Here is a 21173-nt window from a genome sequence, read left to right as displayed (position 1 = left end):
GGCGGGGCGGGGGGTGGGGGGGGGGGGTGGCTCTCGGTCTGCCGTCCGGCGAGGGCTGGCGGTGTTGCCGCCCTCCCGCGCCGCGCGCCCGCCGCCCCCCCCCCCCCCCCCCCCGGCCGGTTCGTCCCACCCCACCCCTCGTCAACTGAGAGCAGGTTTCCGTGAGTCGGGCCCAGCGTTCGTCTTTTCCTGCGGGTCGACGGGGGGTGGCGCCGTCCGGCGCCGTCCGGCACGCCACCGGGACGCAACCCGGTCGCGCCGGGTCGGGCCGGGCGGTCACCCGTACGCTGAGTGACGACCCGCTGGGCGGCACGGTACGTCGTACCGTCCTGCCCAGCGGGTTACGCGTGCTCACCGAGGCGATCCCGGCCATGCGCAGCGTCTCGTTCGGCATCTGGGTGGCGGTGGGCTCCCGGGACGAGACCGGCCCGCAGGCCGGCGCCGCGCACTTCCTGGAGCACCTGCTCTTCAAGGGCACCCACAAGCGCGGCGCGCTGGAGATCTCCTCGGGGATCGAGGCGGTGGGCGGCGAGACCAACGCCTTCACCACCAAGGAGTACACCTGCTACTACGCCCGCGTGCTGGACGAGGACCTGCCGCTGGCGATCGACGTCATGTGCGACCTGGTCGCCGACTCGGTGCTCGAGGCGGCCGACGTGGAGACCGAACGCGGCGTCATCCTCGAAGAGATCGCCATGCACGACGACGAGCCCGGCGACGAGGTGCACGACCTCTTCGCCCGCGCCGTCTACGGCGACCACCCGCTGGGCCGGCTGATCTCCGGCACGGAGGAGACGGTCACCCCGATGACCCGGCGGCAGATCCAGAGCTTCTACCAGCGCCGCTACACCGCACCGCAGATCGTCATCGCCGCCGCCGGCAACCTCGACCACGCCGTCGTGGTCAAGCTGGTCCGCCAGGCACTACGCGGCACGCCGCTGGACACCGACCCGGCCGTGCCGGCTCCACACCGGTCGGCCACCCCGGCGGTACGCACCAGACCGGCCACCACCCTGGTCGAGCCGAAGGAGTCCGAGCAGGCGCACGTGATCCTCGGCTGCCCCGGCATCGACCGCTCCGACGAGCGGCGCTTCACCCTCGGCGTGCTCAACAACGTCCTCGGCGGCGGCATGTCCAGCCGGCTGTTCCAGGAGATCCGCGAGCAGCGGGGCCTGGCCTACTCGGTCTACTCCTATGCCAGCCAGTACGCCGACAGCGGCCTCTTCGCCGTCTACGCCGGCTGCGCCCCCGGCAAGGTGGACGAGGTGCTGGCGCTGACCCGCGCCGAGTTGGCCCGGGTGGCCGCCGAGGGGATCACCGAGGCCGAGCTGGCCCGGGGCAAGGGCATGAGCAAGGGTTCGTTCGTGCTGGGCCTGGAGGACACCGGCTCGCGGATGAGCCGGCTGGCCAAGGGGGAACTGCTCTACGGCGACCTGATGCCGGTGGACGAGCTGCTCACCCGGGTCGACGCGGTCACCCTGGCGGACGTGAACACGCTCGCCGCCGAGCTGCTGAGCCGGCCGATGTCCCTCGCCGTGGTCGGCCCGTTCGGCGAGCACGACTTCTCCGCCTGACCCGTCGCCCCGCACCCGTTCGGATCTGCCCTGCCCACGCGCCCGGTCGGCCGCGCCGTGCGGCGTGTCGCGGTGTCCGCCGCCCCGGAAGCGCGACATGCCGCAACCGCAGTGGGTCACCGCCGTCCGGTGGGACGAGGGTGGTCCCGGCGGATGACGGCGTCCCGATTGGGATAGGTTGTGCCCCGTGACTGACGAGCAGGAGAAGGGCCTGGACGAGCCGATCCGGGTCGGCGTGCTGGGTGCCCGGGGCCGGATGGGCGTCGAGGTGTGCAAGGCGGTCGACGCGGCCGGAGACATGGACCTGGTGGCGATGGTCGACCAGGGCGACTGGCTGTTCAACGCCTCCGACGCGGGCGCCGAGGTGGTCGTCGACTTCACCACGCCGGACGTCGTCATGGACAACCTGCACTGGTGCATCGACCAGGGCATCAACGCGGTGGTCGGCACCACCGGCTTCACCGAGCAGCGGATCGAGCGGGTGCGCGGCTGGCTGGAGCGCAAGCCGGGCGTCGGCGTGGTGATCGCCCCGAACTTCGGTATCGGCGCGGTGCTGATGATGCAGTTCGCCGCGCGGGCCGCCCGGCACTTCGAGTCCGTCGAGATCATCGAGCAGCACCACCCGCGCAAGCTCGACGCCCCCAGCGGCACCGCCACCCACACCGCCCGCCGGATCGCTCAGGCGCGGGCCGAGGCCGGCCTGGGTCCGGTACCGGACGCGACCAAGGACGAGGTCGCGGGCGCGCGCGGCGCCGACATCGACGGGGTACGCGTGCACGCGGTGCGCGCCACTGGGCTGGTCGCCCACCAGGAGGTGCTCTTCGGCACCACCGGCGAGACGCTCACCATCCGGCACGACTCGTACGACCGGGCCTCGTTCATGCCGGGCGTGCTGCTGGCCGTCCGCGCGGTGCGCAACCGGCCTGGTCTGACCATCGGCCTGGACTCCCTGCTCGACTGAACGCCCGCCGGCCGGGGTCGAGCGGCCTGAACCCTGCCCTTCGTCGGCGCCGCAGGCGGCGGGTCGGCGCCGTGCAGCCCGGCCCTGACGGCTCCGCCAGGCAGGTGACGTCCGCCGGTCGTCGCCGGCGCGGGGCTCGACGGCGACGGTCGGCGCGGGGAATGCGGTCGTCGCCGGCGTGGCGCTCAGCGCGTCGGTCGGTGCGGGGGAAAGCGGTCGTCCGCGGGGTGGGAATGCGCCTAGGCTCGGCGCCATGATCGATTCTGGGCTGCGCGACCGGGCCGGCCGTCACGTGACGCTGCGGCCGGTCGACGACGACAACTGGCGGGCCGTCGCCGACGTGGCGCCCCGCGACGACCAGCGGGACTGGGTAGCTGCCCTGGCGGCCCGCTACCTGGTGCTGACCATGCGCACCGACGTGTGGACCTCGCTGGCCGTCTACGCCGACGACACGGTGGTCGGGCACGCCATGTGGGGCGTGGACGACGACGGCTCCCGGTGGATCGGCGGCATGGTGATCGCTGCCGCCGAGCAGGACCGGGGCGTCGGCCGGGCCACCGTCCGCACCCTGGCCGACTGGTTGTCCGCCCAGGACGGCGGCAGCGTGGTCCGCCTCTCGTACCACCCCGACAACACCCCCGCCGCCCGCCTGTACACCTCCGTCGGCTTCACTCCCACCGGCGCCCGTGAGGACGACGAACTGGTCGCCGAACTCACCTCCTGACCCCGTCGATCATGAGGTTGACGGCAACGTACCGCCGCCAACCTCATGATCGACCCGGTTCAGGCCCGGACGGGGGAGTCGGGGGCGGGGCGGGGGGAGGGGACAGCCGGGGTGGTGGGGGTCAGGGTGAGGGTCGAGGGCAGATTGGTGAGGGTGGGCTGGCCCGTCCGGTCGACGTGGACGTCGACGGGGGTGCCGGCGATGCGCAGGCCCTGGACGGAGAGGGCGCCCAGCTCGGGGCCGGCCAGCGGGCGCAGGGTGACCCGGCCGTTCGGCACGTCGGGTTGCAGCCCGGTGGCGGCGTGCAGCAGCAGCACCGCGGCCGCCGCCGACCAGGCCTGCGGCCGGCAGGCCGCCGGGTAGGGGACCGGCCGGCCGAGCAGCGTACGGTCGTCGCCGCCGTAGAGCTCGGGCAGCCGGTGGTCGAACGCCTCCGCCGCCCCGAGCAGCCCCTCCGCCAGGCCGAGCGCGGCCTCCCGGAAGCCGGCCCGGGCAAGCCCGGCGAGCACGATGGCGGTGTCGTGCGCCCAGATCGACCCGCAGTGGTACGACAGCGGGCTGAACCCGGCGTCGTCGGTGGACATGGTGCGCAGCCCGAACCCGCCGGCCAGCGCGTCGCCGGTGAGCAGGCGGGCGACCTGCGCCTCTTCCTCGCCGGAGAGCAGGCCGGTGCCGAGCAGGTGACCGATGTTGCTGGTCAGCGAGTCGACGGGGCGCTTGTCCCGGTCCAGCGCCAGCGCCGGGCGGGGCCCGTCCGGGCCGCCGTCGACCCAGAACGAGGCGCGGAACCGCTCCGCCAGCCGGGCCGCGTACCCGCGCCAGCGGTCGGCGCCCGGACGGCCGAACGCGTCCAGCAGGTCCGCGCCGGCGACGGCCGCCTGGTGCGCGTACCCCTGCACCTCGGCCAGCACGATCGGCGGCGCGGCGAGCCGGCCGTCGCGGAACCGGACCGCGTCCCCGGAGTCCTTCCAGCCCTGGTTGGCCAGGCCGTGCCCGGTGGTGTCGACGTACTCGACCAGCCCGTCGCCGTCGGGGTCGGCGTGCTCGCCGAGCCAGCCCAGCGCCGCCTCCAGGTGCGGCAGCAGCGGCTCCACCTGGTCGGCGGCCAGACCCCAGCGCCAGGCGTCGTGCAGCAGCGCCACCCAGAGCATGGTGGCGTCGACGGTGCCGTAGTAGGCCGGCGGCAGCTGAAGCTGCCCGTCGAGCAGGGCGAACTCGTTCCGGCGCAGCTCGTGCAGGATCTTGCCGGGCGCCTCCCCGGTGGCCGGGTCGAGCCGGGCGCCCTGCCGGCGGGCGAGCACCCGCAGCGTTCCGGCGGCCAGTTCGGTGCCGAGCGGCAGCATCATCCGGGCCGCCCAGAGACTGTCCCGGCCGAACAGGGTGAGGAACCAGGGCACGCCGGCGCCGAGGAAGACGTCCCCGGGGGTGGCGGGTTCGGCCAGGCGCAGCCCGCGCAGGTCGTCCAGTGAGCGGTCGAGCAGCCGGACCAGCCGCCGGTCGTCGGCCTGCACCACCGGCCGGGACCAGGTCGACTCCCCGGTCGGGGCGGTCACCACCGCCCGCGGGTCGTCCACCCGCAGCCGCCAGCGCAGCGTCGCCGTCTCGCCGGGGCCGAGGTCGACCGGCCAGGACAGCCGGGGCGCGGTGGCCCGGTCGCCGTCGGTGTCCACCCGGGCGCCCTCGCCGGTGACGGTCACCGTGATGCCGTCGGCGGCCCAGGCCACCTGCCCCGGCTGGCCGGTCTTGCCCTCGATCGGCGTGGCCGCGCCGCCGGATTTGACCACCTCGATCGGCGCCAGGTCGCAGCCGAGGTCGACGCTGACCGTGGCGCGCACCGGCGCGGCGGCCGTGGAGACGAGGCGAATCTCCTCGTCGACGCCGCGCGGGCCGGCCCGGCGGGCGCGCTCGACCCGGACGGTGGGATCGGGGCCGGGGTCGCCGAGCCAACGGGCGAGGCCGACGAAGCACGCGCCGTGCGGGCCGTCCGCACCGTGGGTCAGCGCCTCCGGTTCCCGGTCGTCGATCCGCAGCTCGGCCCGGGACAGCACCCGGGCGTCGGCGTGGAAGACCCCCTGGACGCCGGCCGGGCGGATCTGCCCGGCCCGGTCACCCAGCGCGCTGGTCGGGGCGAGGACCACCCCGACCAGGTCGTGCAGCAGGGGTTGCAGCTGGCGTTCGGTCACGGTTCAGACTCCAGATCCTGAGGGGGCGGACGAGCTCTTGACAAGCCGTCCGGGGCGGTGCCAAAGTGCGAAACATTCCAGAAACTTGAACGATCTAATCCTGCCGTATCCGAATTGGATCGTTCAAGACGTCGAGAGGCATCAAGTGGCTGAAAAGGTGACCATCGCGACGGTGGCCCGGCACGCCCAGGTCAGCCGACAGACGGTGTCCAACGTGCTCAACACCCCGCACATCGTGCGCGAGGAGACCCGCCAGCGGGTGCAGGAGGCCATCGCCACCCTCGGCTACCGGGTCAGTCAGGCCGCCCGGCAGATGCGCACCGGCCGGTCCCGGCTGATCGCCGTACGGATCGAGCCCACCCGCGACGGGATCAACGGCTCGGTGCTCGACCGCTTCCTGCACGGCCTCACCGAGACCGCCGAGGCGGCCGGCTACCGCGCCCTGCTCTACACCGCCGCCGACGCCGCCGCCGAGATCGCCACCTACGACGACCTGCTCAGCGCGTACGACCTGGACGGTTTCGTGCTCACCGGCACCGACCACGGCGACTCGCGTACCGCCTGGCTCGCCGACCGCGGCGTGGCCTTCGTGACCTTCGGCCGACCCTGGGACGACCCCGACGCCCACCCCTGGGTCGACGTGGACGGCGCCGCCGGGACGGCCCAGGCCACCCGCCACCTGCTCGCCGCCGGTCACCGCCGGATCGGCTTCATCGGCTGGCCGGCCGGCTCCGGCGTCGGCGACGACCGCCGCGCGGGCTGGCGGGAGACCCTGCGGGCCGCCGGCGTCGACCCGACCGGGCTGGACCGGGAGACGCTGGACGGCATCGCCGAGGGCGAGCGGCTGGCCGCCGACCTGCTCGCCGCAGCGCCGCCGCCGACCGCCCTGGTCTGCGCCAGCGACTCGCTCGCCCTGGGTGCCCTCCAGGCCGCCCGCCCCAGCGCGCCGGCCGTCCGGGCCGCCCCCGACGGTCGCCCCGGGGCCGGCGTGCCGGTGATCGGCTTCGACGACACCCCGGTCGCCGCAGCGGTCGGGCTGACCAGCGTCAGCCAACCCCTGCGCGACGCCGCCGCCCGCTGCGTCGACCTGCTCACCGCGGTCCTCGACGGGCCCCCGCGGACCCCTGCCCCCGTGCTGCTCCAGCCCTCGCTGGTTGTGCGGCACACCGCCTGACACCATTCCCCCAACCAGGAGAACCGATGGCACCTCGATCCCTCACCCGCGCGGCGGTAGCCGGCCTCGCCGCCGTCGCGCTGTTCGGCACCGCCGCCTGCGGCAGTGGCTTCGATGACGACAACACCGAAGCCACGCAGTCCAGCGGCCCGGCCAGCCTGCAGATCCTGATCGGCTCGTCCGGCGAGGCCGAGACCAAGGCGGTGCAGGACGCCGCCGCGAAGTGGGCGAGCAGCTCGGGCAACCAGGCCACCGTGACCCCGGCCCAGGACCTCACCCAGCAGCTCGGCCAGGCCCTCGCCGGTGGCACCCCGCCGGACGTCTTCTACGTCGACGCGAGCCGGTTCGCCGACTACGCCAGCGTCGGCGCGCTGGAGCCGTACGGCGACAAGATCAGCAACAAGGACGACTTCTACGAGAGCCTGCGCACCACGTTCACCTACGACGGCAAGCTGTACTGCGCGCCGAAGGACTTCTCCACCCTCGCCCTCCAGATCAACACCGACCTGTGGACGAAGGCCGGCCTGACCGACGCCGACGTCCCCACCAGCTGGGACCAGCTCACCGCCACCGCCCGCAAGATCAAGGCGAAGGGGCAGGTGCCGCTGGCCCTCGGCGACACCCGGGACCGGATGGGCGCGTTCCTGGTGCAGAACGGCGGCTGGCTGCTCAGCAAGGACGGCAAGCAGCCCACTGGCGACACCCCGGAGAACGTGGCCGCCCTCACCTACGTCAAGTCGCTGCTCACCGAGGGGCTGGCCCGCACCCCCAAGCAGCTCGACGCCGGCTGGTCCGGCGAGGCGTTCGGCAAGGGCAAGGCCGTGATGACCATCGAGGGCAACTGGATCAAGGGCGCCCTGAAGAACGACTTCCCGAACGTCAAGTACAAGGTCGTCGAGCTGCCGGCCGGCCCGAAGGGCAAGGGGACGCTCTCCTTCACCCAGTGCTGGGGTATCGCCGCCAAGAGCAAGTATAAGGAGCAGGCGATCAAGTTCGTCGAGGCGATGACCGCCGGCGACCAGCAGATGACCTTCGCCACGGCGTTCGGCGTGATGCCGTCCCGGCAGTCCGTGCGGGACCAGTACACCGGCGCGTTCCCGGCGGACAAGCCGTTCATCGACGGCGCCGCGTACGCCCAGGGCCCGGTGAACGCCCCGAAGATGGACAGCGTCCTCAACGACCTGGAGTCCGGCCTGCAGGGGTTGGGCAACGGCGACCCGAAGACCATCCTCGGCAACTTCGACAAGAACGCCAAGGCCGCGCTCGGCGGCTGACGCCGACCATGGGGGCGCCGCCGACCGGCGGCGCCCCCACCGGCCAGGCGCGAGTCGAAGGAGGGGAGATGGCAACCGAAGCACCCGCGGCGCCGGCCACCGCGACCGGCCGCCCGCCGCGCCGCCCGGGACGCGGCATCCGGGGCAACGAGCACGTCGCGGGCTGGGTCTTCGTCGCCCCGGTGATCGTCATTCTCGGCCTGTTCATGCTGCTGCCGATCCTGATGGCGCTCTGGGTCAGCCTCACCGACTGGAACGGGCAGGGCAGCCCGTTCACGTCGAAGGTGCCGTTCGTCGGCGCCGACAACTACACGAAGCTGTTCACCGAGGACGGGCTGGCCCGCCGGGACTTCATGACCAGCATCCGCAACAACATCTACTACGTGGCGATCGTGGTGCCGGCGCAGACGGTGCTCGCCCTCGGTCTCGCGCTGGTGGTCAACAACCGGATGCTCAAGGGCAAGGCGTTCTTCCGCAGCGCCTTCTACTTTCCGTCGGTGACCAGCTCGGTGGCGATCAGCGTGGTCTTCCTCTTCCTGTTCGCCAACTCCGGCGCGGTCAACGCCATGCTCGGCCTCTTCGGCATCGACGGGCCGCAGTGGTTCGCCGACTCGCGCGGCGTGCTGCACCTGCTGCTCGGCGCCGTCGGGGTGGACACCGCGCCGGCCGCGTTCGCCGGCGGCGGTCCGTTCGGGCTGAGCTGGTGGGAGTGGCTCTCCGGGCCGAGCGTCGCGATGATGTCGATCATCACGCTGGTCGTCTGGACCACCTCCGGGACGTTCATGCTGATGTTCCTGGCCGCGCTGCAGAACGTGCCGGTGGCGTTGGACGAGGCGAGCACCCTGGACGGCGCGACCCGCTGGCAGCGGTTCCGCCACGTCACCCTGCCGATGATCAAGCCGACCATGTTCCTGGTGCTCACCCTCGGCCTGATCGGCTCCTGGCAGGTCTTCGACCAGGTCTACGTGATGAGCCAGGGCGAGCCGGCCAAGACCACCCTCACCCCGGCCTACCTGTCGTACCGGACCGCGTTCCGGGACTTCGACTACGGCCCCGGCGCGGCCATCTCCTTCGTGCTGTTCCTGATCATCGTCGTGCTCACCCTGGTGCAGCGCCGGGTGATGGCCGACCGGGACACCGACGGGCCGCGGCGCGGCCGGTGGTGGCGTCGGCGCGTACCGGAAGGGTCGCAGTCATGACCGCGCTCACCGACCGCCCGCCGGTGGCGGCGGCGCCCGCCCGCCGCGCCCGCCGGGAGGCCCGCACCCTGGCCAGCCGGTTCCTCGGGTACGCCGTCCTGATCTTCTTCGGGCTGGTCTTCCTCTACCCGTTCGTCATCCAGCTCGGCAACTCGTTCAAGACCGAGCCGGACGCGGCGGCCAACCCGCTGTCGCCGATTCCCGACCCGGTGACCTTCGCCGGCATCGAGCGGATCTTCGCCGGCACCAACTTCCCGCTCTGGCTCGGCAACTCGCTGCTGGTGACCGTCCTGGTCACCCTCGGCCGGGTGTTCTTCGACTCGCTCGCCGGATACGCGCTGGCCCGGCTGCGGTTCAAGGGCCGGTCCGGGCTGTTCGCCGCGGTCATCGCGGTGATGGCGGTGCCCGGCGTGGTGCTGCTGATCCCGAAGTTCCTGGTGCTCAACCAACTCGGCATCTACAACAGCTACGCCGGGCTGGTGGTGCCGCTGCTCGCCGACGCGGCCGGCGTGTTCATCATGAAGCAGTTCTTCGAGTCGATTCCGGTCAGCGTGGAGGAGGCGGCCCGCATCGACGGGGCCGGCGTCTTCCGCACCTACTGGTCGGTGGTGCTGCCGATGGCCAGGCCGGCGCTGATCACGCTCACCATCCTGTCCTTCCAGGGTTCCTGGAACGAGTTCCCGCACAGCCTCGTCTCGGTGCAGGACCCGGACCTGTTCACCCTGCCGCGCGGCCTGGCCGACCTGGTCAGCGGCTCGCTCGGCAAGGGCACGCAGTATCCGTTGAAGCTGGGGGCGGCGCTGCTGGCCACCATCCCGGTCGCGGTCCTCTTCGTGATCTTCCAGCGGTACTTCGTGCGGGGCGCCAACGAGGGCGCCGACAAGGGCTGACCCACCGGTGGCGGTTCCCGGCGTCGGCCGGGAACCGCCACCGGTGGCATGGCATCCACCGTGGGCGGCCCCTCCGACCCCGCCGCGCAACCCGCGCGGCCGGGCGTGGTCAGGCCTCGGCGACCGGCTCGGCCGGGACCGCGACGTGCAGGCGGAGCTGGGGGACCAGCATGTCGTCCACGTCCAGCGCCCGTGCGGCACCGTCGGGCTCCCAGCCGGTGGAGGTGAGGAACTTCCGGGTCGCCTCGTCGCCCTCGAACGCCCAGGCCACCGCCCGGTCGAAGCCGTCGGAGCGCCACTGGTCCACGATGGCCGCGAGCAGCCGGCTGCCGTGGCCGCGCCGGCCCCAGCGGGGCTCGACCAGCAGGTCGGTCACCGCCGCCACGCCGTCGGCCAGCGCCTCGGCCGGCTCGCCGGGGGCCAGCGCCTCGGCGTCCGCCGGACCGGAGGCGGCGAACCCCACCAGATACGATTGCTCGGCCTGTTCGACGGCGACCAGCACGCGGTGCGCGCCGGAGGGCGGCTCCTGCACCGCCGCGCTCCACCGCCGGGCGAGCCACGCCTCGTCCAGGTTGTCGAGCACGTGCCGGGGCAGGATCCGGCGATAGGCGACCCGCCAGGTCGCGAGCTGGATTCGTGCGATCTCGCCGGCGTCCTCGGGACGTGCCGGGCGGACGTACCCCATGGCCATGGGACGCAAGCCTACGCAGGGCGGGAGTGACGATGGTGGCGCAGGGTGCCAGGCGGACGGCCGCGCAGGTCGTCGGGGTGGTCGCGCTCGCCGCCGTGGTGGCCGCCTTCCTCTCCGTGGCGGCGGTGCGGCACGGCTTCTTCGACCTGAAGGTCTATTACGGGGCGCTGACCTTCTGGGTCCACGACCACGGCGAGATCTACGACTACCTCAAGCCCGGCACCCAGTACGGCTTCACCTACCCGCCGTTCGCCGCCCTGGTCATGCTGCCGATGGCGTACCTGCCGTGGCCGGGGGCGATCACCGTCAGCGTGGCCGCCAGCGTGGTGGTCAGCGCCGTGCTGCTCTGGTGGCTGCTCGACCCGGTGTCCCGTCGGGCCGGCTGGGCCCGCTGGTTCGCCCTGGCGGTGGCGCTCTGCCTGGCCGCCGCGTTCGAGCCGATGCGCGAGACGATCAATTTCGGCCAGGTCAACATGCTGCTGCTGTTCCTGGTCGCGCTGGACCTGCTGCGGCTGGTGCCGGCCGGCAACCGGTGGGCCGGCGTGGGCATTGGCCTGGCCACCGCGATCAAGCTGACCCCGGGCGTCTTCATCGTCTACCTGCTGATCACCCGCCGCTGGCGGGCCGCGTTCACCTCGGTGGCCGCCGCGGCGGTGGTGACCCTGCTCGCCGCTGCGCTCTTCCCGGACGCCTCCCGGGAGTTCTGGACCTCGGCGCTGTGGAACACCAACCGGGTGGGTGAGTTGGCGTTCGTCTCCAACCAGTCGCTGCGCGGCGTGGTGGCCCGGTTGAACCCGGATCACCCGAGCACCCTGGCCTGGCTGGCGCTGGTCCTGGCCACCCTGGCGATCTGGGCGTGGCGGTCCCGGGCGGCGGCGGCCGTCGGCGATCACGCGACCGGGCTGGCGCTGACCGGCGCGCTGATGTGCCTGGTCAGCCCGGTCACCTGGGTGCACCACCTGGTCTGGCTGATTCCCGCGCTGATCCTGCTGGTGGACAACGCGGTGGCCGCGCCCGCCGGCGGCCTGCGGCGCCGCGCCCTGCTGGCGTTCGCGGTGGTCGCGTACGGGCTGCTGATCAGCCGGATCGTCTGGGCGTGGGAGAAGGACTTCACCGGCGTGGGCGGCTTCCTCGGCAGCAACACCTACGTCTGGATCAGCCTGGCGCTGCTGGTGCTGCTGCCGATCCGGCGCTGGGCCGTCCCGGCCACGGCCGGTCCGGCCGGGCGTCCGGGGCCGGCCGGGTCAACCGTCGAGCCGGGCGGCGTACCGCAGCTCGTCGAGCCGGACCGGGGGACGCCCGCCGGCGAGCGGCACCGGGTAGGTCGACCGCTCGCCGTCCGCTGACAGCCCGGCCCGCTCGTAGAAGCGGCGGGCCCGCGCGTTCTCGGCCAGCACCCAGAGCCGGTACTCCCGCCAGCCCCGGGCCGCCAGGCCGTCGCGGGCGGCGGCCAGCAGCGCCCGCGCGGTGCCGTCGCCCCAGTGCGCCGGCTCCACGTACATCGCCAGCACCTCGCCGTACGCCGGGTTCAGGTCGCCCCGGTCCTGGTTGTTGCGGTACGGCCCGAACGTGGCGAACCCGGCGGGCACCCCGTCGACCTCGGCGAGCAGTGTGGTGAACGGGTGCTCCGGGTCGGCGGTGCCGACGTCCCGTCGCCGCTGCGCCCAGGCCACCGGGTTGAGCCGGCGGAGTACCTCGTCGGGCATGATCCCGGCGTAGCCGGCCTGCCAGCCGTGGATGTGCACCCGGGCGATCGCCTCGGCGTCCTCGGGTTCTTCGCGGCGGATGGTGAGCATGTGTCCGTTCTATGCCTCGGCGGCCGTACCGTCCAGCGTCCGCTCCGGCGTCGTACCGCTGGTTTAGGGTGCCCGACGATGGCCGCACCGGAATCGCTCTCCCTCGCCCAGGCCCGGCGGGTGGCGCTCGCCGCCCAGGGCTTCGCCGACCCGGCGCCCACCGGCGTGCCCACCCGGCGGCATCTGCGCCGGGCGCTGGGCCGGGTCGGGCTGATCCAGATGGACTCGGTCAACGTGCTGCAACGGGCGCACTACCTGCCGCTCTACAGCCGGCTCGGGCCCTACCCGACGGCCCTGCTCGACACCGCCGCCTACCGCCGACCGCGCGAGCTGTTCGAATACTGGGGCCACGAGGCGTCGCTGGTGCCGGTGGGGCTGCACGCGGCGCTGCGCTGGCGGATGGCCAGGGCCCACTCCCACGCCTGGGGCGGCATGCGGCGCATCGCCCAGGAGCAGCCCGAGCTGGTCGCCTGGGTCCGCGACGAGGTGGCCGCACGAGGGCCGCTGACCGCCGCCGAGATCGAGCACGACGCGCCCCGGGAGACCGGCAACTGGGGGTGGAACTGGTCGGCGGTGAAGCGGGCCCTGGAGTTTCTCTTCTGGGCCGGCGAGGTGACCGCCGCCGACCGGACGACCTCCTTCGCCCGCCGGTACGACCTGCCCGAGCGGGTGCTGCCGGCCGCCGTCCTGGCCGCGCCCACCCCGACCGACGCGGAGGCGTACCGCACGTTGGTGTCGGTGGCCGCGCGGTCGCTCGGGGTGGCCGCCGAGCCGGAGCTGCGCGACTACTTCCGGCTTCCGCTGGCCGGCGCCCGACAGGCGATCGCCGAGCTGGTCGAGGCCGGCGAGCTGCGGCCGGTGACGGTGCAGGGCTGGCGGCAGCCGGCCTGGTTGCACGCCACCGCCCGGCTGCCCCGGTGGGTGCGGGGCAACACGCTGGTGAGCCCCTTCGACCCACTGGTCTGGGAGCGGCCCCGCACCGAGCGGCTGTTCGACTTCAGCTATCGGATCGAGATCTACGTGCCGGCGCCGCAACGGGTGCACGGCTACTACGTGCTGCCATTCCTGCAGGGGGAGCGGTTCACCGCCCGGGTCGACCTCAAGGCCGACCGTCGGGCCGGGGTGCTGCTGGTGCCGGCCGCCTGGGTCGAGCCGGGCGTCGACCCGGGGGAGACCGCCGTCGCGCTCGCCGCGGAGCTGCACCGGCTCGCCGGCTGGCTCGGCCTGTCCGCGGTGGCCCCGCCGGCCGCCGGGGACCTCGCCGGCCCGCTGGCCGCCGCGCTGGCGGGGGTTGCCGGTGTACCGTGAGCGCGTGACGAGCGTTGACGGGTCGGCGGGCCAGCCGGGTCAGCAGGTGCAGGACACGGGCACGCCGCAGGCCGCCCCGCCCGGTGCGGTGCCCACCTCGCCCGGCGACGCCGTCCCGCACGGCGAGGGCGCCCCGGGCGCCTGGCCGCAGGACGCCGCTCCCGCCGCCTGGCCGCCCGGCGCCTACCAGCAGGTCGAGCCGGACCGGCTCACCCGTTTCGTGCTCCGCGTGCACGCGCGCTCCCCGCGCTGGGCGGCGCCGCTGGCCGCGCTCGGCTGCGTCGGCGTCGGCGTGGCGTACGCGCTGGTCAGCGACCCCACCCGCAGCGACCCGGACGCCGCCCCGAGCTGCCTGCTCAAGCTGCTCACCGGGCTGGACTGCCCGGGCTGCGGCGGTACCCGCGCCCTCTGGTACGTGCTGCACGCCGACCTGCCCGCCGCCGCCCGGCACCACTTCCTCTTCGTCTTCGCGCTGCCCTTCCTGGCGTACCTCTTCGTGGCCTGGGCCGGGCAGCAGGCGTTCGGCTGGCGCCTGCCCGAGCTGCGGATCAGCCCACCGGTGATCGCCGGGTTCCTCGCCGTCTGGCTGGCCTTCTCCGTCGCCCGCAACCTGCCCTGGGCCCCGTTCACCGCGCTCTACGTCTGACCCCGGCCGCTGCGATCCTCGCCACCCCGAGGCCGGGCGGCGGTACCGATCACCAGGTCGTGGGCGCTGTCACGCCCGCGAGCCCAACTTTCCCCGCCGGCCGCCCGGCCACTACAGTCGCAGGAATGCCGGAGATGGTGCAGCCCCAGGTCAAGCTGATCGCATGGACCCAGTTCCAGGCCCCGGACGACGTGCCGTGGTCGACCGACGCCGACGGCGGCCAGGCCCTCGCGGAGTTCGCCGGCCGGGCCTGCTACCAGAGCTGGAAGAAGCCGAACCCGGCGACCGCCACCAACGCCGGCTACCTGGCGCACATCCTGGAGGTCGGGCACCTCTCGGTGCTGGAGCACGGCTCGGTGAGCTTCTACTTCACCGGCGTCTCCCGCTCGTTCACCCACGAGCTGATCCGGCACCGGCACTTCTCCTACTCCCAGCTGTCCCAGCGGTACGTCCCGGAGCGGGACGCGGCCATGGTCGAGCCGACGGTGATCGCCGAGGACCCGGAGCTGCACAAGAAGTTCGTCGAGGCCGCCGAGGCGAGCGTCCGGGCGTACACCGAGCTGCTGGAGGGGCTGGAGCGGCGCTTCTCCGACGAGCCCAACCCGACCCTGCGGCGCAAGCAGGCCCGGCAGGCGGCCCGCGCGGTGCTGCCCAACGCCACCGAGACCCGGATCGTGGTCACCGGCAACTACCGGGCCTGGCGGCACTTCATCGCCATGCGCGCCACCGAGCACGCCGACGTGGAGATCCGCGAGCTGGCGGTGGAGTGCCTGCGCCAGCTTCAGCGGGTGGCCCCGAACGTCTTCGCCGACTTCGTCATCTCCACCCTGCCCGACGGCACCGAGGTGGCGACGAGCGCGCACGCCGAGCTGTCCTGAGCCCTTCCCCACCGGCCCTCCGGTGGTCGTCCGCTAGGTTGGGAACATGACGCACGACCACCCTGCCGCCCCCGACCGGGGCGCCTCGCGCCCGTTCGGGCGACTGCTCACGGCCATGGTGACCCCGTTCACCGCCGACGGGTCCCTCGACCTGGACGGCGCCGTACGGCTCGCCGCCCATCTCGTCGACGAGCAGGGCAACGACGCGCTGGTGCTCAACGGCACCACGGGGGAGTCGCCGACCACCACGGACGCGGAGAAGGAGGCCCTGATCCGGGCGGTCGTGGAGGCGGTCGGTGACCGGGCCCGGATCGTCGCCGGGGTGGGCACCAACGACACCCGGCACACCATCGAGCTGGCCGCGTCGGCCGAGAAGGCCGGCGCGCACGGCCTGCTGGTGGTCACCCCGTACTACAACAAGCCGCCGCAGAGCGGGCTGCTGCGCCACTTCACCGCGGTCGCTGACGCCACCGGGCTGCCGATCATGCTCTACGACATCCCGCACCGGGCCGGGGTGGCCATCGCCACCGACACGCTGGTGCGCCTCGCCGAGCACGGCCGGATCGTCGCGGTCAAGGACGCCAAGGCGGACCTCACCGCCACCAGCTGGGTGCTCAGCCGCAGCGACCTGGCCTACTACAGCGGTGAGGACTCGCTCACCCTGCCGGCGCTGGCCGTCGGCGGGGTCGGCCTGGTGGGCACGTCGACGCACTTCACCGGCGTGCTGGCCAGGCAGCTGATCGAGGCGTACGAGGCGGGGGACACCGCGACCGCGCTGAGCCTGCACCGGCGGCTGCTGCCGCTGTTCACCGGGATCTTCCGTACCCAGGGCACGATCCTGGTGAAGGCCGGCCTGGCGGCCAAGGGCCTGCCGGCCGGCCCGGTGCGACCGCCGCTGGTGGACGCCACCGCCGACGAAATCGCCCAGCTGCGCGCCGACTGCGCGGCGGCGGGCCTGGAACTGACCGAATGATTGAACGACACGACGGACGCCGGTTGACGGCGTCGCAGAATGAGGTGGACGCGTGACCGAAGCCCACATCGAGGGTGAACTGCCCCCGCCGCTGCCGGAGGGCGGTCTGCGGATCATCCCGCTCGGCGGGCTCGGCGCCATCGGTCGCAACATGACCGTCTTCGAGTACGACGGCAAGCTGCTCGTCGTCGACTGCGGGGTGCTCTTCCCCGACGTCGAGCAGCCCGGCGTGGACCTGATCCTGCCGGACTTCGGCCCGATCCTGGACCGGCTGGACGACGTCCAGGCGATCGTGCTCACCCACGGTCACGAGGACCACATCGGCGCGGTGCCGTACCTGCTCGCCCACAAGCCGGACATCCCGCTGGTCGGCTCCCAGTTCACCCTGGCCCTGGTCGAGGCGAAGCTGGCCGAGCGGCGGATCCAGCCGTACACGCTGACCGTGCGGGAGGGCGGCCGGGAGCGGCTGGGCCCGTTCGAGTGCGAGTTCTTCGCGGTCAACCACTCGATCCCGGACGCGCTGGCGGTGGCCATCCGCACCCCGGCCGGGCTGGTGCTGCACACCGGCGACTTCAAGATGGACCAGCTCCCGCTGGACGGCCGGATCACCGACCTGGCCGGCTTCGCCCGGCTCGGCGCCGAGGGCGTGGACCTGCTGCTGTCGGACTCCACCAACGCGGAGATCCCCGGCTTCGTCACCCCGGAGCGGGAGATCGGGCCGGTGCTCGACTCGATCTTCGTGAAGGCCAAGGGGCGGATCATCGTCGCCTCGTTCGCCTCGCACGTGCACCGGGTGCAGCAGGTCTTCGACTCGGCGATCGAGCACGGCCGCAAGGTCGCGCTGATCGGCCGGTCCATGGTCCGGAACATGGGCATCGCCCGGGATCTCGGCCTGCTCAACATCCCGGCCGGTCTGGTGATCGGCATCGAGGAGGCCACCACGCTGCCGCCCGAGCAGATCGTGCTGATGTCCACCGGCTCCCAGGGCGAGCCGATGAGCGCCCTGGGCCGGATGGCCAGCGGCGACCACCGGCACATCACCATCGCCCCCGGCGACACGGTGGTGCTGGCCAGCTCGCTGGTGCCGGGCAACGAGACCTCCGTCTACCGGGTGATCAACCGGCTGGCCCGGGCGGGCGCGGTGGTCGTGCACAAGGACGTCGCCAAGGTGCACGTCTCCGGCCATGCCCCCGCCGGTGAGCTGCTCTACCTGCTCAACGTGGTCCGCCCGAGCAACCTCATGCCGGTGCACGGCGAGTGGCGGCACCTGCGCGCCCACGCCCGCCTCGGCATCGAGTCCGGCGTCGCCTCCGACCGGGTGGTGCTCTGCGAGGACGGCGACGTGGTCGACCTGGTCGAGGGCCGGGCCAGCCTGGTCGGGCACGTGAAGAGCCGCTACGTCTATGTCGATGGTCTCGCCGTCGGCGACGTCAGCGAGTCGCTGCTCACCGAGCGGCGGATCCTAGGCGACGGCGGCTTCATCGCCACCACCGTGGTGGTCGATTCGGTCACCGGCAAGGTGGTCGCCGGCCCCACCCTCTCGGCGAAGGGCTTCTCCGAGGACCCGGAGGCGTTCAACCCGGTGATCCCGTTGGTCACCGAGGCGCTCAACCGGGCCGCCGCGGACGGCATCACCGACCCGCACCAGCTCCAGCAGATCGTCCGGCGCACCGTCGGGCGCTGGGTCAACGACAAGTACCGCCGCCGTCCGATGATTGTCCCGACGGTCGTCGAGGTCTGACCCACCGGCTCCGCACGCCGGTCCACCGTCCGCGGTGGACCGGCGTCGTCGTGCCCGGACTCCGCCCCGGCGGGCGTACCCGAGCGGATGGACCGCAGACGGGGGCCGCTCCGCGTCCGCGTTCAGCGCAGCAGCGCGTTCAACTCCCCGTACGATGCGGCGGGCGCCAGGGCCGCGTACGTGCCGCCGCCCAGCGCCTCGGTGGCAGCCCTCCGGACCAGGCCGTACGCGGCCTCGGCGAGCGACGAGCCGAGGCTTACCCGGGCCACGCCCAGCTCGGCCAGGGTGGTCACGGTGGGTGCGCCCGGGCCGGCGAGCACGTTCACCGGTCCGTCCACCCCGGACACCAGCGCGGCGATGCTCGCCACGTCGGTCACCCCCGGCACGAAGACGCCGTCCGCCCCGGCCGCCAGGAACGCCTCGGCCCGGCGCAGGGTCTCGGCAAGTCGCTGCGCCGGGTCGCCGACCGCCCGCAGGTAGGTGTCGATCCGGGCGTTGACGAAGAGCGCCACCCCGGCGGCGTCGGCGGCGCGGCGGGCGGCGGCGATCCGGGCGCACTGCTCGGCCGTGGGACGCAGCGCGGTCGGGTCGTCCGGGGCGGCGTCCTCGATGTTGATTCCCACCGCCCCGGTGGCCAGCACCTCGGTCACGGTCCGGGCGACCCCGTCGGGGTCGGGGGCGTAGCCGTCCTCGACGTCGGCGGTGACGGGGACCGTCACGGCCGCGGCGATCCGGGCGACCGGGGCGAGCGCCCGCTGGCGGTCCAGCGCCCCGCCGTCGGCGACGCCCAGCGTCCAGGCGATGCCGGCGCTGGTGGTGGCCACCACCGCCGCGCCACACTCCTCGACCAGCCGGGCACTGGCGACGTCCCAGGCGTTGGGCAGGACGAGCGGGGAACCGGGCTGGTGCAGGGCGCGCAGGCGGGCGGCCCGCTGCTGTGCTGGCGTCGTCATGCGGCAAGTCCACCAGGGTCGGCGGCCCGCCGTCCAGCGGCTATCGGACCTCACCGCCCGCAGGTCCGGTCAGGGCAGCGCGGCGACCGCGTCCGCGTACGCGACGCCGGTGGCGACCGCCGCGTCGACCAGGACGCCCAGCTGCGCCGGGGCCACCCCGTGCTCCAGGTCGGTGGTCACGTCGCCGGCCAGCACCAACTCGCCCTCGCCCAGGTCGTGCACGTACGCCTTCGGCAGCAGCCGGTCGTGGTTCCAGGCGTTGCAGAACTCGTACGCCTCGGTCAGCCGCCCCGCCGGCAGCCGCCGGGCCGCCACCACCCGGGCGTGCAGGATCTCGCCGCGCTGCCCGACCTGCCGGAACTGGATCACCGCCTCGTTCCAGCGCCCGACCACGACCCCGCCGGCGTCCACGGCATAGACGTCGCCCCGGCGGTCCAGCACAGCGATGATCATCGACAGGCTCAGCGGGGCCAGCTCGTCGGCCGCCGGGGCGAACGGCGTCGGCTCCGGTGGGTCGCCGGTCTCGTCGTCCGGCAGTGGCACCGGCGTGGCGAGGGGCCGCTCCGCCAGCCAGGAGGCGATCCGGCCGGACTGGTGCCCGGTGCCGTTGCGCGCGTCGAAGCTGCCGGCCAGCCCGGTGGCCAGCGCCAGCAGGTCGGTGCCGAGCGTCTCCACGTCCATCTCGGCCGCCGGCCGGCTGCCGTGCGCCGGTCGGCGCACCCGCCGCCCGGTCGGCCCCGCCTCGGCGGCGAGGGCGCAGACCAGCGCCCCGGCGGCGGCGAACTCCATCGCGGACAGGTCGTCGTGCGGGTGGTCCAGCCGGGGCAGCTGCTCGGCAAGGATGTCGAGCCCTCGGGCGGGGTGCCCGGCCAGTGCACAGAAGCGCAGGTGCGCGGCGAGGTACGGGAAGGCGCCCCGCTCCCGCCGGTGCCGCCGGTACGACCGCAGGTGCGCCTGCCCGGCCCGCTCCGCCTCCCCGGTGCGCAGCCAGGGCAGCAGCGCCACGGCCAGGGCCCGCTCCGGCGAGTCGGTGCAGTCCACCGCGCCGTCGAGGACGGGGTGCAACGCCGCCAGCGCCGCCGCGTCGTCGCCCCACCCGGCGAGCAGTTCCGCCCGCCGGGCCGGCAGGCAGCCGGGGCAGCCGGCGGTCGGGTCGGGTTCGGTGGCGGCCCAGTCGTCGTACCGGCGGCGGGCGGTGGGCTCGTCGCCGAGGTGGTCGGCGAGCCGGCAGCGCAGCTGGGCGACGAGCCCGGTCCGCTCGCCGGCCCGCCGGGCCAGGTCGTCGAGGAGGGCCCGGGCCTGGTCCAGGCCGACCCTCGGGGTGCCGATCGCCGCCTCGACCGCGTACCGCTGGTGCCGGCGCAGCAGCTCGGCGTCGCCGGGGCGCTCGGTCAGCAGCTGGGGGGCCCGGTCGACGGTGGCCACGCAGCGCCGCACCGGATCGGCCAGCCGCCACCGCTCCCCGTGCAGCAGGTACGCCTCGACCAGCGCGAACCGGGCGTCCAGGCCGGAGTGCGGGTCGCCCAGCGCGTCGGCGCGGGCGGCGATCCGGTCCAGCTCGGCGAAGCGGGCCTCGCCGTCGGGCATGTCCCGGGCGTCGGCCAGCGCCGCGACCAGCTCCGGGACGCGGGCGGCCAGTCCCCGCCCGGCGGGCTCGCCCCGGCCGGTCACCGGGTCGTCCCGCCGGGGAGCTGGGCGACGGCGGCCGCGAGTTGGCAGCCGGTCGATACGCCGCAGTCGATGAGCTGGTCGAGCTGGTGCGGGGTGACCCCCCGTTCCAGGTCGGTGATCACCTCGCCGCAGACCCGGGCCACGCCCTCGTCGTCGACGTGCACGAACGCCTTGGGCCAGAGCCGGTCGTGGTTCCAGGAGTTGCAGAAGGCGTGGAGCGTCGGGACGTACTCGATGGCGAAGGCCGGCGCGGCCATGGTGCGGACCTGGAGCAGCTCCCCGGCCTCGCCGGGGCGCAGGAACCAGATGAGGTTGTCGTCCCAGCGGCCGACCAGGTCGCCGTCGGCGTCCGCGGAGAACGCGTACCCTCGGGCGCCGAGCACGGCGGCGATCAGCGCGCCGGTCAACGGCCGCAGGGCCTGCGGGTGCCCGGCCAGGGGGTCGTCCGGACGGTCCTCGAAAGCAGGCGACGCCATCGGGCATCCCTTCCTGAGGCGAATAACACGTTTGCGGGCGTGGTCCGTGCTGCGACGCGCG

The 21173-nt window shown here is 73.9% G+C and carries 19 protein-coding genes; 13 read left to right on the top strand and 6 right to left on the bottom strand.

Annotated elements, in window-relative coordinates:
* Nucleotides 1–206: 206 nt before the first annotated feature.
* The 3 genes from ABZ807_RS08350 to ABZ807_RS08340 all read left to right on the top strand — a co-directional run bounded on the left by ABZ807_RS08350 (nucleotide 207) and on the right by ABZ807_RS08340 (nucleotide 3259).
* Complete coding sequence (locus ABZ807_RS08350) at nucleotides 207–1574, top strand: pitrilysin family protein (RefSeq protein WP_357154291.1); 1368 nt, start codon at nucleotides 207–209, stop codon at nucleotides 1572–1574.
* A 187-nt stretch (nucleotides 1575–1761) separates the two neighbouring features.
* Nucleotides 1762–2535, top strand: coding sequence for a 4-hydroxy-tetrahydrodipicolinate reductase (gene dapB / locus ABZ807_RS08345; protein WP_357154288.1), 774 nt, complete (start codon nucleotides 1762–1764; stop codon nucleotides 2533–2535).
* A 253-nt stretch (nucleotides 2536–2788) separates the two neighbouring features.
* Complete coding sequence (locus ABZ807_RS08340; protein WP_357154286.1) at nucleotides 2789–3259, top strand: GNAT family N-acetyltransferase; 471 nt, start codon at nucleotides 2789–2791, stop codon at nucleotides 3257–3259.
* Nucleotides 3260–3318: 59 nt separating this feature from the next.
* Here the strand turns inward: ABZ807_RS08340 and ABZ807_RS08335 are convergent, their stop codons facing one another.
* On the bottom strand, nucleotides 3319–5442 hold the full coding sequence (locus tag ABZ807_RS08335; protein WP_357154284.1) for a glycogen debranching N-terminal domain-containing protein: 2124 nt from the start codon (nucleotides 5440–5442) through the stop codon (nucleotides 3319–3321).
* A gap of 145 nt (nucleotides 5443–5587) precedes the next feature.
* On the opposite strand from ABZ807_RS08335, the gene ABZ807_RS08330 reads away from it, so the two are divergent.
* The 4 genes from ABZ807_RS08330 to ABZ807_RS08315 all read left to right on the top strand — a co-directional run bounded on the left by ABZ807_RS08330 (nucleotide 5588) and on the right by ABZ807_RS08315 (nucleotide 9979).
* The gene (locus ABZ807_RS08330) at nucleotides 5588–6616 is read left to right on the top strand and encodes a substrate-binding domain-containing protein (protein WP_357154282.1); all 1029 of its coding nucleotides are present in this window, start codon (nucleotides 5588–5590) and stop codon (nucleotides 6614–6616) included.
* Nucleotides 6617–6642: 26 nt separating this feature from the next.
* On the top strand, nucleotides 6643–7890 hold the full coding sequence (locus ABZ807_RS08325; protein WP_357154281.1) for an extracellular solute-binding protein: 1248 nt from the start codon (nucleotides 6643–6645) through the stop codon (nucleotides 7888–7890).
* Between the two features lie 68 nt (nucleotides 7891–7958).
* Complete coding sequence (locus ABZ807_RS08320) at nucleotides 7959–9089, top strand: sugar ABC transporter permease (RefSeq protein WP_357154278.1); 1131 nt, start codon at nucleotides 7959–7961, stop codon at nucleotides 9087–9089.
* Nucleotides 9086–9979: a carbohydrate ABC transporter permease gene (locus ABZ807_RS08315; protein ID WP_357154276.1), complete on the top strand. Its 894-nt coding sequence runs from the start codon at nucleotides 9086–9088 to the stop codon at nucleotides 9977–9979. The genes ABZ807_RS08320 and ABZ807_RS08315 overlap by 4 nt, the downstream gene beginning before the upstream one ends.
* A gap of 109 nt (nucleotides 9980–10088) precedes the next feature.
* On the opposite strand, the gene ABZ807_RS08310 is transcribed toward ABZ807_RS08315, so the two are convergent.
* Nucleotides 10089–10670, bottom strand: coding sequence for a GNAT family N-acetyltransferase (locus ABZ807_RS08310; RefSeq protein WP_357154273.1), 582 nt, complete (start codon nucleotides 10668–10670; stop codon nucleotides 10089–10091).
* A 35-nt stretch (nucleotides 10671–10705) separates the two neighbouring features.
* Here ABZ807_RS08310 and ABZ807_RS08305 point away from each other — a divergent pair, with 35 nt between their 5' ends.
* Nucleotides 10706–12016, top strand: a complete 1311-nt coding sequence (locus ABZ807_RS08305) for a glycosyltransferase 87 family protein (protein ID WP_357154782.1) — start codon at nucleotides 10706–10708, stop codon at nucleotides 12014–12016.
* On the opposite strand, the gene ABZ807_RS08300 is transcribed toward ABZ807_RS08305, so the two are convergent.
* Entirely contained in the window at nucleotides 11915–12466 is a 552-nt protein-coding gene (locus ABZ807_RS08300) for a GNAT family N-acetyltransferase (RefSeq protein WP_357154271.1), read from the bottom strand. The two genes, ABZ807_RS08305 and ABZ807_RS08300, sit on opposite strands and share 102 nt — an antisense overlap.
* Before the next feature lie 78 nt (nucleotides 12467–12544).
* On the opposite strand from ABZ807_RS08300, the gene ABZ807_RS08295 reads away from it, so the two are divergent.
* The 5 genes from ABZ807_RS08295 (at nucleotide 12545) to ABZ807_RS08275 (ending at nucleotide 18012) form a co-directional block, all read left to right on the top strand.
* Entirely contained in the window at nucleotides 12545–13774 is a 1230-nt protein-coding gene (locus ABZ807_RS08295; RefSeq protein WP_357154269.1) for a crosslink repair DNA glycosylase YcaQ family protein, read from the top strand.
* Nucleotides 13775–13778: 4 nt separating this feature from the next.
* Nucleotides 13779–14420, top strand: coding sequence for a DUF2752 domain-containing protein (locus tag ABZ807_RS08290; RefSeq protein WP_357154266.1), 642 nt, complete (start codon nucleotides 13779–13781; stop codon nucleotides 14418–14420).
* Nucleotides 14421–14554: 134 nt separating this feature from the next.
* The gene (thyX, locus tag ABZ807_RS08285; RefSeq protein WP_357154780.1) at nucleotides 14555–15298 is read left to right on the top strand and encodes an FAD-dependent thymidylate synthase; all 744 of its coding nucleotides are present in this window, start codon (nucleotides 14555–14557) and stop codon (nucleotides 15296–15298) included.
* Nucleotides 15299–15344: 46 nt separating this feature from the next.
* Nucleotides 15345–16271, top strand: coding sequence for a 4-hydroxy-tetrahydrodipicolinate synthase (gene dapA, locus ABZ807_RS08280; RefSeq protein WP_357154264.1), 927 nt, complete (start codon nucleotides 15345–15347; stop codon nucleotides 16269–16271).
* Between the two features lie 52 nt (nucleotides 16272–16323).
* Entirely contained in the window at nucleotides 16324–18012 is a 1689-nt protein-coding gene (locus tag ABZ807_RS08275) for a ribonuclease J (protein ID WP_357154261.1), read from the top strand.
* A 122-nt stretch (nucleotides 18013–18134) separates the two neighbouring features.
* Here ABZ807_RS08275 and ABZ807_RS08270 read toward each other — a convergent pair whose 3' ends face one another.
* The 3 genes from ABZ807_RS08270 to ABZ807_RS08260 all read right to left on the bottom strand — a co-directional run bounded on the left by ABZ807_RS08270 (nucleotide 18135) and on the right by ABZ807_RS08260 (nucleotide 21112).
* The gene (locus tag ABZ807_RS08270; protein WP_357154257.1) at nucleotides 18135–18965 is read right to left on the bottom strand and encodes an isocitrate lyase/phosphoenolpyruvate mutase family protein; all 831 of its coding nucleotides are present in this window, start codon (nucleotides 18963–18965) and stop codon (nucleotides 18135–18137) included.
* Between the two features lie 69 nt (nucleotides 18966–19034).
* Nucleotides 19035–20552, bottom strand: coding sequence for a YbjN domain-containing protein (locus tag ABZ807_RS08265; RefSeq protein ID WP_357154778.1), 1518 nt, complete (start codon nucleotides 20550–20552; stop codon nucleotides 19035–19037).
* Between the two features lie 80 nt (nucleotides 20553–20632).
* On the bottom strand, nucleotides 20633–21112 hold the full coding sequence (locus tag ABZ807_RS08260; RefSeq protein WP_357154254.1) for a YbjN domain-containing protein: 480 nt from the start codon (nucleotides 21110–21112) through the stop codon (nucleotides 20633–20635).
* Nucleotides 21113–21173: the final 61 nt, after the last annotated feature.

Source organism: Micromonospora sp. NPDC047548 (assembly GCF_040642975.1).
Lineage (GTDB): Bacteria > Actinomycetota > Actinomycetes > Mycobacteriales > Micromonosporaceae > Micromonospora.
This window is presented reverse-complemented; position numbering and strand designations above follow the sequence as displayed.